12 protein-coding genes are annotated in these 13761 nt (G+C 63.3%); 6 read left to right on the top strand and 6 right to left on the bottom strand.

Features of this window, described 5'->3' with window-relative positions; translation table 11 throughout:
• Window positions 1-64 precede the first annotated feature (64 nt).
• Complete coding sequence (locus tag HAHE_RS18305; protein WP_338686478.1) at window positions 65-1693, top strand: peptide chain release factor 3; 1629 nt, start codon at window positions 65-67, stop codon at window positions 1691-1693.
• A 116-nt stretch (window positions 1694-1809) separates the two neighbouring features.
• On the opposite strand, the gene HAHE_RS18310 is transcribed toward HAHE_RS18305, so the two are convergent.
• Entirely contained in the window at window positions 1810-2697 is an 888-nt protein-coding gene (locus HAHE_RS18310) for a phosphatidylserine decarboxylase (RefSeq protein WP_338686479.1), read from the bottom strand.
• A gap of 61 nt (window positions 2698-2758) precedes the next feature.
• Here HAHE_RS18310 and HAHE_RS18315 point away from each other — a divergent pair, with 61 nt between their 5' ends.
• The 3 genes from HAHE_RS18315 to HAHE_RS18325 are packed head-to-tail and all read left to right on the top strand — an operon-like array spanning window position 2759 to window position 6670.
• On the top strand, window positions 2759-3370 hold the full coding sequence (locus tag HAHE_RS18315) for a hypothetical protein (RefSeq protein ID WP_338686481.1): 612 nt from the start codon (window positions 2759-2761) through the stop codon (window positions 3368-3370).
• A 52-nt stretch (window positions 3371-3422) separates the two neighbouring features.
• A complete protein-coding gene (locus tag HAHE_RS18320; protein ID WP_338686482.1) occupies window positions 3423-4649 on the top strand; it encodes a cytochrome c biogenesis protein ResB in 1227 nt (408 codons plus the stop codon).
• Window positions 4646-6670, top strand: coding sequence for a cytochrome c biogenesis protein (locus HAHE_RS18325; protein ID WP_338686483.1), 2025 nt, complete (start codon window positions 4646-4648; stop codon window positions 6668-6670). Before HAHE_RS18320 ends, HAHE_RS18325 begins: the two co-directional genes overlap by 4 nt.
• 259 nt (window positions 6671-6929) lie before the next feature.
• On the opposite strand, the gene HAHE_RS21780 is transcribed toward HAHE_RS18325, so the two are convergent.
• Genes HAHE_RS21780 through HAHE_RS18335 form a run of 3 tightly spaced genes read right to left on the bottom strand, consistent with a single transcriptional unit; the run spans window position 6930 to window position 9268 of the window.
• Window positions 6930-7115 carry a FeoB-associated Cys-rich membrane protein gene (locus HAHE_RS21780; protein WP_353415564.1) on the bottom strand — a complete coding sequence of 62 codons (186 nt, stop codon included), beginning with the start codon at window positions 7113-7115 and terminating at the stop codon, window positions 6930-6932.
• Window positions 7116-7119: 4 nt separating this feature from the next.
• Complete coding sequence (gene feoB / locus HAHE_RS18330) at window positions 7120-9003, bottom strand: ferrous iron transporter B (RefSeq protein ID WP_338686485.1); 1884 nt, start codon at window positions 9001-9003, stop codon at window positions 7120-7122.
• Window positions 9004-9010: 7 nt separating this feature from the next.
• Window positions 9011-9268 carry a FeoA family protein gene (locus HAHE_RS18335; protein ID WP_338686487.1) on the bottom strand — a complete coding sequence of 86 codons (258 nt, stop codon included), beginning with the start codon at window positions 9266-9268 and terminating at the stop codon, window positions 9011-9013.
• A 158-nt stretch (window positions 9269-9426) separates the two neighbouring features.
• Between HAHE_RS18335 and HAHE_RS18340 the strand changes: the two genes are divergently transcribed.
• A complete protein-coding gene (locus tag HAHE_RS18340) occupies window positions 9427-10833 on the top strand; it encodes an ROK family protein (protein ID WP_338686489.1) in 1407 nt (468 codons plus the stop codon).
• Between the two features lie 17 nt (window positions 10834-10850).
• On the opposite strand, the gene HAHE_RS18345 is transcribed toward HAHE_RS18340, so the two are convergent.
• Together HAHE_RS18345 and HAHE_RS18350 are read right to left on the bottom strand one after the other, a co-directional pair.
• Window positions 10851-11429, bottom strand: coding sequence for a hypothetical protein (locus HAHE_RS18345; RefSeq protein WP_338686491.1), 579 nt, complete (start codon window positions 11427-11429; stop codon window positions 10851-10853).
• A gap of 51 nt (window positions 11430-11480) precedes the next feature.
• Window positions 11481-11981, bottom strand: a complete 501-nt coding sequence (locus tag HAHE_RS18350; RefSeq protein WP_338686493.1) for a low molecular weight protein-tyrosine-phosphatase — start codon at window positions 11979-11981, stop codon at window positions 11481-11483.
• A gap of 18 nt (window positions 11982-11999) precedes the next feature.
• Here HAHE_RS18350 and HAHE_RS18355 point away from each other — a divergent pair, with 18 nt between their 5' ends.
• Window positions 12000-13751 carry a sulfatase-like hydrolase/transferase gene (locus HAHE_RS18355; protein WP_338686495.1) on the top strand — a complete coding sequence of 584 codons (1752 nt, stop codon included), beginning with the start codon at window positions 12000-12002 and terminating at the stop codon, window positions 13749-13751.
• Window positions 13752-13761: the final 10 nt, after the last annotated feature.

Consider the following 13761-nt stretch of genomic DNA (forward strand, 5'->3'; position numbering starts at 1 on the left):
GTTTTCGTTGTCGGTGAGATCGCCCTTGATGGCGCGGCGGGCTGCGCCTACGCCATCGGGCCGCATGTCGAGTGTCTCCAGTGCCGAACTCAAACGGGAAGTGTCCCGCCGCCGGTCGTTTGCGATCATTTCCCACCCGGACGCCGGCAAGACCACGCTGACCGAGAAGTTCCTGCTCTACGGGGGCGCCCTGAATCTGGCGGGCAGCGTGACGGCCCGGAAGAACCAGAGGGCCACGACCTCGGACTGGATGGAGCTTGAGAAACAGCGGGGGATCTCGGTGAGCTCGACCGTGCTGCAGTTCGACTACAAGGACTGCGTCGTCAACATCCTCGACACCCCGGGGCACAAGGATTTCTCCGAAGACACCTATCGCGTGCTCACGGCCGTCGATGCCGCCGTGATGGTTGTGGATGCCGGTAAGGGCATTGAGAGCCAGACCCGCAAGCTGTTCGAAGTCTGCCGCCGTCGCGGTGTGCCGATCTTCACCTTCATGAACAAGCTCGACCGTCCGGCACGGCCGCCGCTCGAGTTGCTGGATGATCTGGAAAGCGTGCTTGGAATCGACGCCTTCCCACTCAACTGGCCGCTCGGCGACGGGCCGCGTTTCAAGGGAGTCTATGACCGGGAAAAGGGACAGGTGCACCTTTTCGAAAGGACGCCGGGCGGTGCCTTCCGGGCGCCTGTCGCGGTCAGCGATATCAGCGAACCGGCGGTCAGAGAGAAGCTCGACCCGGATGTCTACGACCAGGTGTGCGAGGAACTCGAACTGCTTGAGGGCGCCGGTGCGGACTTCGATCTTGGTGCGGTATCGGCCGGCGAATTGACGCCGGTGTTCTTCGGAAGTGCGGCGAACAACTTCGGCGTCCAGATGTTGCTCGACCGATTCATCGAGTTGGCGCCGCCACCGGCCCCGCGCCGGAGCGGTGAGGCTTCGGTTGAGCCGACTTCACCCGACTTCTCCGCTTTCGTGTTCAAGATCCAGGCGAACATGAACCCGAAGCATCGCGACCGGGTGAGCTTCATCCGGATTGTCAGCGGCAAGTTCGAGCGCGACATGAACGTGATCCACACGCGCACCGGCGAAAAGGTTCGCCTGTCGAACTCGATGCGTTTGTTCGCGCAGGATCGCGAGACGGTCGATGACGCCTACGCCGGTGATGTGGCGGGATTGGTTGGCAATCACGACTTCCTGATCGGCGACACGCTGTCTTCCTCGAAGGAACTCGTCTTCGATGAGATCCCGCGCTTCCCGCCGGAGTGCTTCGCCTATCTGCACAACGCCAGCACGGCGAAGTTCAAGCGCTTCCGGGCCGGCCTTGCGCAGATGCTCAAGGAAGGGGTGGTCACCGAGTTCCGGCCGCTGGATACCACCGGCGCCTACGTGCCGCTGCTGGGTGCCGTCGGGCCTCTCCAGTTCGAGGTGCTGCAGCACCGGTTGCAGGGCGAGTACGATGCCGAGACGCGCTTGGAGCATGCATCGTGGGGGTTTGCCCGATGGATGCGAAAGAAGGAGGGGGAGACCCGCCCCGAGGATCTTCCCGAGTTGTCGATGGACGTGAAGCTGGTGCGCGACATCCACGGTCACCTCGTTGCGTTGATCCCGAGCGAGTGGACGCTCGGGACCTTTACCGAGAAGAACCCGGACTGGATTGTCAGCGACGTGCCGTTCCCGCCGCCGGTCGAGGATTAGGTGGAGTGGCGCTTTCCAAGCGCCATGAGTGGGCGCGGCGGTCTCCAGACCGCGTTATCAAACGGGCGGCTGAAAGCCGCCGTCCCATGATATGGCGCATGGAATGCGCCACTCCCTCAGGCCACCGTCATCGGTGAGCCCATGCGGGCGTACAGCTCGCGGCGGTTTCCGCTGTGCTCGAGCAGATCGACCGACAACTGGACCGCTCCGCGTTCGAAAAGGGTGATGGTGGAGGATCCGCCGAAGGCGAAGTAGCCCTTCTCATCTCCTTTCCGGACCGGCTGCCCCGGCGTGAAAGTCTGCTGGATCGAGCCCACGCAGGTGGCGCCGATTTCAAGCATCAGCACGAGCCCGAGATCATCGGTCTCGATCTTGGTCAGGCAGCGTTTGTTTTCCCAGAGGAAGGAGAGCTTCCGACGCAAGGCGATGGGTGACACGGAGAACAACGGGCCGTTGATCAGAGTGGTCTCCTGCGGCGTGCCCGAGCACGGAAAGTGGAAGCGGTGGTAGTCGACCGGGCAGAGGCGCGAAAGAACCAGCGAGCCGTGTTGGAAGCGGCTGGCGAGGTCATCGTCACCGAGCAGCTTGCCGAGGTCGAACCGTTGTCCTTTGACGAACACCGCATTGATCCGGGAAGCCTCGGCAAAGCCGAAATGGCGTCCGTCGGCCGGGAAAACCGCTGGGGCAACGGTGTCGATCGGCCGCGCCTCCGGCTTGAGCTTGCGGTAAAAGAAGGCGTTGAAGTGGGGGAACGACTCGGGCGGGTCGGCGAATTCCGAGGGGTCGAGGCCGTAGGTCTCGATGAATGGCCCGATCTTGGAGCGGGTCGCCGGATCATCCATCCGGCGTCCGTACCACTTCGAGAAGGCGGCGCGTTTGACGAAGGCGTGGAGGGGCAGCGCTCCCAGCGGATTGGCGTAGGTGAAGCGCAGGAAGCCCTCGCCGTAGACCTTTTCGTATTCGAGGCGGTTGCGGTGGCGGTTGAAGAACTCGATGGTTTCCACAGACAGGGAGAGAACTCGGTAGGACTTGCGCGGAATGGGGAGCGGGGGTATCGGGCGGTTGATGAGACGAACCGCAATGTTGCTGGGCTTTTCGCTGATACTCGGTGCCTGTGGCAAGCGCGAGGAGGTCACAGCGACCGAAACGCGCCCGACGACGATGCGCGATGAAAATCTGCAGCTCGACGCAACCAGTGACGAACGCTTCAAGGAAGGACGTCCGGCACCCGCCACGAGTGTGGAGACGCCTCCGTCCCCGGTCGTCGCCGAAACCGTGCCCGAAGGATGGAAAGCCGCTCCGGGGAGCTCGTTCCGTTTGCTCAACTACACTTTCGGCACGAAGGGCGAGGCCTACGTCTCGCTGAGCCGCGGTGGAGTGCTGGAAAACGTCAACCGCTGGCTTGGCCAATTCGGTGCGGAGAAGCTCGATGCCGCCGGTCTCGAGAAGCTGAAACCGATCGAAGTCGCCGGATTCAAGGGCGTCTGGGTCTCGGTGGACGGTGACTTCGGAGGGGGCATGGGCAAGGCCGCGGAGTCGGATTGGTCGCTGCGGGGAGTGGTGGCTGCCGGACCCCAGGGGATTCTTACGGTGAAGATGCTCGGCCCGACCGTCGAGGTGACCTCGGAAGATGAGGCGCTGAAGGCCTTCGTGGCGGGTTTGGAGACTGCAAAGTGAACGACATCCGGCCCTTGCCACGTAGGGCATGGGCGCCTGCCGCACCGGCAAAATGAGCAAATCCAAGACACCTTCCCAACTGATCTGGAAGTTCCTTTCCGGGATGGGACTCGCGACTTTCCTGCTGGTCCTGCTCGGGATCCAGACTTGGCTCGCGACCCTCGAAATGGTGGATGCCGGCCTGCTGGCGACGCTCCAGAAATACTTCCACTGGACGTCGTGGTATGTGCTGGCGCAGGTGCCGGTGCCCTACTTTGACCGTCACCTCGTGGTTCCTATGCCGGGTGGCTACTGGGTCTGTGCATTCCTGCTGCTGAACATGACGCTGGGCGGGATCATCCGGATCCGCAAAAGCTGGAAAACCGCGGGTGTGGTGGTCGCCCACTTCGGCATCATCTTCATGGTTGCCGCCGGTGGTGTGGCCCAGCTTTTCGAAGAACGCGGTGTGATGTTCCTCTTTGAAGGGGAAAAGTCGGACTATGCGGTATCGCTGACCGACCCGACGATCGAGGTACTCGAGATCAAGGAAGGCAAGGTCGTGGGAGAGGTGCACGTCGCTGGCGAACCCGAACTCCGTGGCTTGGGCCGGGGCGACTCGCGAACCGTCCGCTTCGCCGGATTGCCCATCGATCTCGAACTGACCGGTTGGATGCGGAATGCAAGCGTGGTCGAGGCCGGACCCGATGCCGGCAATGCGGCCATCGACGGGTGGACGCTTCGGGAACTGCCGGTCCGCCCTGAGGGCGAGCTCAATGCCCCCGCCTGCTATGCGCGCGTTGTTTACGGGGACGGCTCCAAAGGTTCGCCCTTCATCCTCGCGGTTCCGCAACCCACCAGCGGTCTTGAAGCATTTGCTCCGGTCACGGTGGAGGCCGACGGACGGAAGTTCGCCGTGCGGATGGTGAAGCAGACGATTCCGGTGCCGTATGTGGTCCAGCTCGACGACGCGATCCCGGTCTACTTCCCGAACTCGACTCGACCGAAGTCGTTCCGCAGCAAGATCCGCCGCATCGACGAGGAGGAGGTGCCGGTCGAGATCTTCATGAACGAGCCGATGCGGCGCGGCGGCTACACGTTTTTCCAACGGACGATGAGCAGCGGACCGCAGCAGACGGGCGGCCCCGAGTTCTCCGGATTCGAAGTCGTGTCCAATCCCGCCGACCAGTGGCCGAAGTGGAGCCTGTGGGTCGTTGCAACGGGAATGGGCGTCCATTTCCTGATGAAGCTCTTCCAGTTCATTCTCGGCTCGACCAAACCGCGAACCCCTTCGACCCCATGAACCAAGTAGCGCGCTGGATTCTCTTCTCACTCGGCATCCTCCTTTTCGTGGGAGTGCTGGCGGTTGTCGCCCGCGACGCGTCGCCGCCCGATGATGTTCGCGTGGTGGAAGGCTACGAGCCGTGGGATGCGGAGACCTTGGAAATGGCCGAGTCGATTCCGGTCCAGGATGGCGGCCGCATCAAGCCGCTGACCACCTATGCGGGGTTCACCATGCTCAGGCTCTACGGTGCCCGCTCGATGGAGGTAAAGTCCACCGAGGACGGCGATCCGGTGAAGCTCAAGCCGATCGCGTGGATGATGGATCTCCTGTTCCGTCCCGAGTTCGCCGAGCAGCAGCCCTCGTTCCGGATCGAAGACTCGGCGGTCGTCGGGGCGATCGGACTGGAAACGCGCGAGAAGCGCGACCGCTACAGTTACGAGGAGCTCAAGCCCGGCCGTGAACGTCTCTACGAGTTGGCCCGCAGTTACAGCCAGCTGGAGAAAAAGCAGCGTTCGCCGCTCGAAACCCAGGTCCTCGCGTTGGCAGAGAATTTCCAGAGCTACGAGCAACTGATCGGCGTCTTCGGAATGGCCCGGAACGGACTGGCGATGATGACGGTCGACGGCCTTCCGGAGAACGAAGACACCGCGAGGCGCGCCAACGTCAGTGCCGTGATGGCCACCGCACCGGTGATCCGTCAGGTGCTGCAGGAGAGTCAGAATTCCGGACAGCCGATTCCACCGCACGTCCAGAGACTGCTTGAGCAACTGCTCGACGGCGCCAACGCCTCGAAGTTCGGTTTGTTCCTGTTTCCTCCGAAGGCGAAGGACGACGGCCATTGGTTGAGTCCGGGCGAGCGGGTGATGAATGTGATGTCGATGCAGACCCGTGATGTTGAAGGTTCGGTCAAGGACATGGAGATGCTCGAGACCGCCGTCAGGTCGGTAACCGAGAGTCAGTCCGAGTTCCGCAAGCACCTTGGCGAGTTGAAGGCGGACATCGTCGCGCGCGCCGAGTCACGCGGAGAGTACCGCAGCATCGAGCTCGAGGCCGACTACTACCGGAAGAACTGGTTCCTCTACGCGATGATCTGGTTCCTGCTGGGAACGGTCTTCGCGATCGCGATGTGGATGGTCCGCGGCAAGGCGCAGGACGCGCTCGGCTACTTCGTTTGGGCGACCACCCTCGCCGGTTGGGCCTATGTGGTCATTCCGATCGTCAAGCGATGCATCATCATGCAACGGCCACCGGTCGGGAACCTCTACGACACGATCATCTTCATCACCGCAGCCGCCGTGTTCTTTGGCGCGCTCGTCGAGTTGCTGACGAGGCGCAAGTTCGCTCTCGGCATGCTGCCGATCGTTGGAATCGTCCTGATCGTTCTCGCCCGATTGTTCGAGGTCGGGGATGGAAAGGACCACATGGATCCGCTGATCGCGGTGCTGCGTTCGAACTACTGGCTCACCACCCACGTCATCACCATCACGCTCGGCTATGCCGGCGGCCTGGTGGCGGCGGCGCTCGGAATGATCTATGTGTTGCTCCGCGGCCTTCGCCTCGATGGCGGCGACAAGAGCCTGCGACGCTCCCTGACGCGTGCCGTTTACGGGATGGTGTGCCTCACGCTTTTCCTTTCGCTTGTGGGCACCGTTCTCGGTGGTATCTGGGCGAACGACTCGTGGGGCCGCTTCTGGGGCTGGGATCCCAAGGAGAACGGAGCGCTGATGATCGTGCTCGCGACCTTGGCCATCCTCCATGCCCGTGTCGGGGGCTTCCTCAAGGAGTGGGGATTGCACCTGGCGTCGATCTTCCTCGCCGCGGTCGTGACCTTCTCGTGGTGGCACGTGAACATGCTCGATACCGGCCTGCATAACTACGGCTTCACCGAAGGTGGCGGCTACATCACGCTACTCTACGGAGTCGTTGCCCTGTTTATCCTCTTCGGCGCGGTCGCGTGGATCATCGAAGTGGTGCAGGCCTCGGCCCGACGCGCAGAACAACAAGGCGCCGCAGGCCGACCGGTGAAGACCGGCTCCTGAGCCACACGCCTGGGCTGTTCGAACAGGTCGAGACGGGTAGCCGATGCTTTCGGCGCCACGGCATGCCCTATGTTGCGGGCTCCAGTCCCGAAGGGACGGCGGCATTTAGCCCCGGGGTTCACCCCGGGGGATCTGAGCGGGAGACCATTCAAGCCCCGGAGGGGCGAAGGCGCGGACCGAAAGGTCGAAACACGTCTGCCATCGCACCTTCGGCGCTCAATATCGCATGCAGAAGCTTTCCCCGGGGTGAACCCCGGGGCTAAATGCCGTCGCCCCTTCGGCGCTGGCTCTTGGGCGCGTCCGGTTGGCTCCGGCCGCGATCTGTCGAGTCACAGCTGCAGTCGCCGCCGCAGCCGGTCTTCTTGCCGGCCACCATCCTGCGAACGAACAAGACCAAGGTCAGACCGACAATCGCCCCCGCCGCCCATGTCTGCCAATCTTCCATCTCGCTAGAATCCGAGCAGGCTCCCGACTTGGAAGATGACAAGCGAGGCGATCGCCGCGAAGGCGGACATGAACACGAATTGGCCGACCGCCCATTTCCACGAGCCGGCCTCACGCGCCACCACAGCGGACGTCGGCAGGCACTGCAGCGCGTAGATGTAGAACACCAGCAGTGAAATCACCGCGAGCGGCGAGAACAACGGACTGCCGTCGGGGCGCTTCTCGTTGGCGATGCGCTCGCGGATGCGCTGGCGGGTCTGCGTTTCGTCGTCGGACTCCTCGACGTGGTAGAGCTGGGCCATTGAACCGACAAACACCTCGCGTGCCGCAAAGGATGTCAGGATCGCGGTGCCGGTGCGGCCGTCGAAGCCGAGAGGCCGGACCACCGGTTCGATCACCTGGCTGATGCGGCCGACGATCGAATGTTCCAAGCGTTCCGCAGGATCCTCACTGTCGAGCTTGGGGTAGGTCTGCGCGGCCCACAGCAGGATCATCAGACCCAGGATGAAGGTGCCGGCCTTTTTCAGGAACGCGCCTGCCCGCTCCAGCAGGTGTCGGAAGATGTAGCCCCACTGCGGCGCCCGGTAGGGCGGCAGTTCGAGGATGAAGTGGTGAACGATTTCCTCGGGGCCGAGGCGGCCGCGGAGCACGCGTGCGACCACGAAGGCAGTAAGGGTTCCGACCGCGTAGATGGCGGTGAAGATAAGCGCTTGTACGAGGCCGCCTTCGGAACCGCCGAGCAGCATCGGAACCAGCAGCAGATAGACCGGAAGGCGCGCCGAGCAGCTCATCCACGGTGCGACGAAGATCGTCACCAACCGCTCCTTCGCGGAGTCGATCGTGCGGGTCGCCATGACGCCCGGAATGGCGCACGCGTAGCTGCTGAGCAGTGGGAGGAAGGCTTTACCGCTCAGGCCTACCTTGGACATCACCCCGTCCATCAGGTAGGCCGCCCGGGACATGTAGCCGGAGCTTTCGAGCAGCCCGATAAAGAAGAACAGCATCAGGATCTGCGGCAGGAAGATGACGACCGCGCCGACGCCTCCGATGATGCCGTCGACGAGGAGGTCCCGCAGGTCACCCTCGGCCATCGAGTTGGCGACAAGGTCCTGCAGCCAGATCTGTCCGCTTTCGACCCATCCCATCGGAGTCTCCGAAAGGGAGAAGATCGTCCAGAAGACCGCGAGCATGATGCCGATGAAGCACAGCCAGCCGAGCACCGGGTGGAGAAGAACCGAATCGAGCCGGTCGGAAACCGTACTGGTGTGGGCCGTCGGGCGTCGGGCGACGATTTCGCAGAGCGCGAGGACCCGCGAGCGACGGGCGTCCTCGACGTCGGAGCCTGTGCTCCACGGAGCGTCAGCGGCCGGAGGCAGCGGATGACGGATCGCCTGCTTCAGTTCGACGAGACCCTTGCCGCGGTTGGCTTGGATCGGGACGACCGGGACGCCGAGTTCTTCGGAGAGCTTCTGGGGATCGAGTCGCAGCCCGGACGACTCGGCGACGTCGATCATGTTCAGCGCGATCACCACCGGCAGGCCGGTCTCGATCACCTCGAGCGCGAGGTTCAGGTGGCGCTCGAGATTGGAGGCATCGAGGACGCAGATCGCCAGATCCGGGCGGCCGATCTCCCCGATCTCGCCGCGCAGGGCGCGATGGGCGACTTGTTGGTCCGGGGAGCCGCCCTGAAGCGAGTAGCAGCCTGGCAGATCGAGGATCCTGACCTTGCGGCCGTGGGCAGTGAACGTGTGACCGGTTTTCAGTTCGACCGTGACCCCCGCGAAGTTTCCGACCTTGGCATTGGCCCCGGTCAGCGCGTTGAAAAGGGTCGTTTTGCCGACGTTGGGGTTGCCGGCCAGGACGACCGTTTCGATCCGTTCGTCGGTCATCGGGAAATCAGGCGGGGAGCGGGGAAACCAGAACCTGATCGGCCAACTCGCGGCTGAGGGCCATCCGGGTGCCGCAGACCGAGCAGATCAGATTGCGGCCGTTTGCCAATTTCCGCACCTGAAGGGTCTCACAGAAGCCCAAACGTCGCAGTTGCTCGCAGGCCGGCCCTTCGAGGAAACGAATCCGGAAATCACAGCCCACGGTCGCCTGCGCAAGACTCTGCAGGCTGTCGTTTTCCAGATCGTGGGCGGTTGCGTGCGGCATTCGCGGGAAGTTCATCCAATTGAGACCGATTTGCAATAGCAAACAGGGACAGGAATGAATACGCCCCGGAGGCGCGGGACTTTTCGCTCTTTCACGGTCACGTTGCGCATTAAAACATTTCATTCCCGAGTTTGTTCGCCGTATGACAAGCCCGATTCATGAGCACCGCCGCAACCCCCGCCTTCGATTCCTCTCTCGCCTCCTGTCGTCCTGTTCTCGACCCGGGGTTTGTTCCGGCGGTGGCATGGAACCGTCTGTATCGCCGGGTTGCCGGCGAGACCTCGGGTGCGCGCGATGTGGCGGTCAGTCTCGAGCGTCCGGACGGCACGGTTTTCCGGTGGAATTCCCTCATGCTTCCGGATGCCGCCGAGCACGCCGAGATCAACCTGCGTTACCTCGAGCGGATTCTGAAGTTCCTGCTCTGGCAGAAGGGCGGCAACCGCATCCGGATCGCGGGAGCTCCTGAGCTGGCCGCCAAGCTGGGGCTGATCTACTCCGCCGATGGAGATCGGGCGTTCGACTGGGACTTCATCGGCCGCAAGATCTTCGGTGGCGGGATCTCCATCGAAGCCGCCGAAGCGGACGACCTGCCCGAGGCAAATGACCAAGTGATGCCGCTGGGCCGGCACCTCGACGGCTGCCGGATCGGCTTTGACCTCGGTGGTTCCGACCGCAAGTGCGCGGCGGTGATCGACGGCGAGGTCGTCTTCTCCGAGGAGGTCGTTTGGGATCCCTACTTCCAGAGTGACCCCGAGTATCATCTCGAGGGCATTCACGATTCCCTCAAGCGCGCGGCGGCGCATCTGCCACGGGTCGATGCCATCGGTGGCAGCTCGGCGGGCGTTTACGTCAACAACGAGGTCCGCGCGGCGTCGCTGTTCCGCGGGGTCTCGGAAGAGGATTTCGAGAAACACATCCGCGGCATCTTCGGCACGCTCAAGGAGCGCTGGAACGGGGTGCCGTTCGAAGTCGTCAACGACGGTGAAGTCACGGCCCTGGCGGGATCGATGGCACTCGGCGAGAACGCCGTGCTGGGCGTGGCGATGGGAACCAGCGAAGCGGCCGGCTACGTCGACGGCTCCGGTCACATCCGTCCCTGGCTAAACGAACTCGCATTCGCTCCGGTCGACTATCGTGACCAAGGGCCTCTCGACGAATGGAGCGGGGATCGCGGGTGTGGCGTCCAGTTCTTTTCCCAGCAGGGAGTCGCGCGACTCGCTCCGCTGGCAGGTTTCGAGTTCGGCGACATGCCGTTCCCCGAGCAGCTCGTGAAGGTCCAGGAGGCGATGAAGGGTGGCGACGACCGGGCGCGGAAGATCTATGAGACGATCGGCACGTGTTTCGGATACTCGGTGGCCCACTACGCCGACTTCTACGAGATCCGCAATCTGCTGATCCTCGGCCGGGTAACTTCGGGTGACGGCGGCGATGTGATCATCTCCGAAGCCGAGAAGGTGCTCGGGCAGGAGTTCCCCGACCAGTCGATCCGCCTGGTGGTGCCGGATGAGAAGACCAAACGCCACGGTCAGGCCGTGGCTGCGGCAAGCCTGCCGGCAAAGGGCTGAGCGCGGTTGTTTCTACGTCACCCGTAGTAGGGGGCGTTCTGTGCGGGCACGGGTTCCTTGAGGGCTCCGTGGGCCGCACGCGCGTAGCGCATTCCGAGGACGAGGGTTGAGAGCGCCACCGCGAGGAATATAAGGAATACGAGCAGTACCCACACGATCTCCTCTCCGGAGGGTGACTGGTTGCCGATGTAGATCAGCCATCCGATCGCGCATGGTGTGGTGAAGCCTCCGAATATTGCGCTGAAGATCCAGCAGGCGCGTTGCCAGCGGGCGTCGTTGCGTTTGAAGAACAGGAAGCCGAGGGCGGACCATGCGAGCACTCCGAAACCGGCGGAGCCCACCGCGCTGATCATCAGGAAAATGGTCTCCGCGTCCATTCCGCCCCAAGACGACCCTCCCATGCCGCCGACGAAGGTAATGAAGATGAACATTCCGAAAAAGACGTAGGCGGCCGGCAGCAGCAGCAGGGTGCCGATCGAAACGAGAGTGATGTGCGCGACCTTGCTGCGCTCCCAGAGTTCCGGTCTCAGGTGCCGGAAGGGCGACTGAGCAAGGTATTGGGCCTGGGGGTTGTCCGGTGGCGGCTGCGCTTCCATGGCGGGGAGATGATTGGAAAGGGGTGAAGGGCGTGTGAAGGATCGACGAATTCAGCGAACGGGACCGCTGGTTCCGGTGAGTTCGGCGAGCAGGCCGTCGCAGGCATCTTCAACGAGGTCCGCGACCTCTTCGAAACCACGGCGTCCGCCGTAGTAGGGATCCGGAACATGGTCGGCTTCGCGGTCGATGCAGTAGCGGGTGATCAGATGGATCCGGTCGTGACGCTCGCCGCCGGGGTCGAGCGAGCGGACGTCGTCGAGATTGTCGCGGTCGGCGCAGAGGATGAGGTCGAAGTCCTCGAGATCCCGGGCGCGGATCTTCCTCGAGCTTCCGGCAATCTCATAGCCGCGTGCGGAGAGCGTTTCGCTCATCCTCGGGTCGGGCGGGTTGCCGGCGTGGTAGCCGATTGTCCCGGCGGAATCGATTTCGATGCGATCGGTGAGGCCTGCTTCTCCGACGCGGTGCCGGAAGATGATCTCCGCCGCCGGGGAGCGGCAGATGTTTCCCATGCAAACGAAGAGTACGCGGTAGGGCTTGCAAGTGTCGGTCATAGGCTCCGTAGTCCTGCCATGCTCCGGATTTGGCTGCTCACGGCAATCGCAAAGGCGCTTTTCCTTTGCGTGGCCGCCGGAGCTCCGAACGTGATCATCATCGTTGCCGACGATGTCGGCTGGAGCCATCTCGGGTCGGAGGAGGGTGACGAGGAGGATGCACCGGTGCTCCAGGGGTTGCGTGAAGAGTCGACCGCGTTCGAGCAATTGTTCGTCAGTCCGACGGGTGCGGCATCAAGGGCGGCACTGATCACCGGACGGCATGAATTCGCAGTTGGCGTCAGCCACGGCTTCGTGGGGCGGAACCTGCTCCGCCCGGGTGTTCCGACCATGCCGGAGCTGATGCGGGACGCGGGATACTCGACCGGGATTTTCGGGCTCTGGCAGCTTGGCGACGCGTTTCCGTGTCGTCCCGAAGATCGCGGTTTCGAAGAGATCTTGGTTCACGGAGGAGCCGGGATCGGTGCGGTCCCCGATGCATGGGGGAACGTGCGGACCGCTCCTCTGCTGCGGTCGGGAGCCGGCTGGGTGGAGACCGAGGGCGGGGCGGCCGAAGTCGTCTTCGAGCGGGCAACGAAGTGGCTGAACGAGGAGGTGGAAAAGGGGAAGTCGTTCTTCCTTTGGCTAGCTCCCGAGATGTCGGCAGATTCCGGTGAGCGCCTCAGTGAGCTTGAGGCGAATCTGAAAGGATTGCTGCGGACCCTTGAAGAGCGTGAAGTCGCGGATGAAACCATCGTCGTGTTCGTTTCTGACGGCGGTGGCGGGAGTGTCGGTATCGGTGGGATCGCGGACGACGGGACGGTTCGAGTTCCGTGTTTCGTCCGATGGCCCGGCAAGATTGCTCCGGGGAGGAAGGTGGATGCGTTGGCAGCGCATTTCGACCTGATGCCGACCGTTGCCTCCCTGTGTGGTGTCGCGATGCCCGCGCAGTGGAGGGGCGACGGGATGGATTTGTCCGCGGCGCTGAAAAGTGAATCGGAGTTTCCGAAGGAGCGGACCTTGTTTTTCCATGCCGGTGGTTGGCCGGGGGATGAGAGTCCGGCAAGGCATCGAACCCGCGGCTTTTCCGTGAGGACTCCGAAGTGGCGTCTGGTCGGACTCGAGTTGTTCGACATGGAGAATGACCCGGAGCAGCGGGAGAACCTGTTTCCCGGTCCGGACGGAATGGCGAGCCGGTTATTGGTGGACTACGGCCGCTGGTGGGATTCGGTGCAGCCGTCGCTGATGAGTCCGGTCCGCTACCGGGTCGGCGACGACCGGTGTCCGGTGGTGGATCTCACCTGTGCCGATTGGTGGCCTTCGCTGGAGGCGGAGACCGGGACTCATGTCGAGTTTCGCGGACAGGCGCAGATCCGGGCTTACCTCGACAAGTCAAGGGTCGCGAAGACGCGCAACGCGCTGCCGGGCGCCAGCGGCCATTGGAAGTTGGATGTCGCCCGGGAGGGTCGATACCGGGTGAGGATGTCGCTCCTTCCCAAGTCCGCTCCGGATGACGAGCGGAGGCGGATCGGCCTGCTCCGTTCGGGGACAGCTCACGTGCGGGTCGCCAAGCGGGAGGTCCAATTGGAAGTGGTCGAACGCGCCAGTTCGGTCGCGATGGAGATCGATCTGGACGCGGGTCCCGCCGACCTCGAAGCGTGGTTTGGCGGTCAGTTGCCGGCCGACCGCAAGATCGGCGCGTTCTTCGCCTCGATCGAGCGGGTGGGCGACCGGAAGGAAGTTTTGCCCGAGCTTGAAGTGAAGCCGGTGGAAGGCTCCGGGCAGGAATGACGCAGGCGCC

This window comes from Haloferula helveola (assembly GCF_037076345.1).
Classification (GTDB): domain Bacteria; phylum Verrucomicrobiota; class Verrucomicrobiia; order Verrucomicrobiales; family Akkermansiaceae; genus Haloferula; species Haloferula helveola.

Coding starts and splice junctions, on each gene's coding strand:
- HAHE_RS18335 (WP_338686487.1), bottom strand. CDS start 9,268: ATGCCGCACGCAACCGCCCACGATCTGGAAAACGACAGCCTGCAGAGT.
- HAHE_RS18315 (WP_338686481.1), top strand. CDS start 2,759: ATGAGACGAACCGCAATGTTGCTGGGCTTTTCGCTGATACTCGGTGCC.
- HAHE_RS18340 (WP_338686489.1), top strand. CDS start 9,427: ATGAGCACCGCCGCAACCCCCGCCTTCGATTCCTCTCTCGCCTCCTGT.
- HAHE_RS18325 (WP_338686483.1), top strand. CDS start 4,646: ATGAACCAAGTAGCGCGCTGGATTCTCTTCTCACTCGGCATCCTCCTT.
- HAHE_RS18350 (WP_338686493.1), bottom strand. CDS start 11,981: ATGACCGACACTTGCAAGCCCTACCGCGTACTCTTCGTTTGCATGGGA.
- HAHE_RS21780 (WP_353415564.1), bottom strand. CDS start 7,115: ATGGAAGATTGGCAGACATGGGCGGCGGGGGCGATTGTCGGTCTGACC.
- feoB (WP_338686485.1), bottom strand. CDS start 9,003: ATGACCGACGAACGGATCGAAACGGTCGTCCTGGCCGGCAACCCCAAC.
- HAHE_RS18320 (WP_338686482.1), top strand. CDS start 3,423: ATGAGCAAATCCAAGACACCTTCCCAACTGATCTGGAAGTTCCTTTCC.
- HAHE_RS18345 (WP_338686491.1), bottom strand. CDS start 11,429: ATGGAAGCGCAGCCGCCACCGGACAACCCCCAGGCCCAATACCTTGCT.
- HAHE_RS18355 (WP_338686495.1), top strand. CDS start 12,000: ATGCTCCGGATTTGGCTGCTCACGGCAATCGCAAAGGCGCTTTTCCTT.
- HAHE_RS18305 (WP_338686478.1), top strand. CDS start 65: ATGTCGAGTGTCTCCAGTGCCGAACTCAAACGGGAAGTGTCCCGCCGC.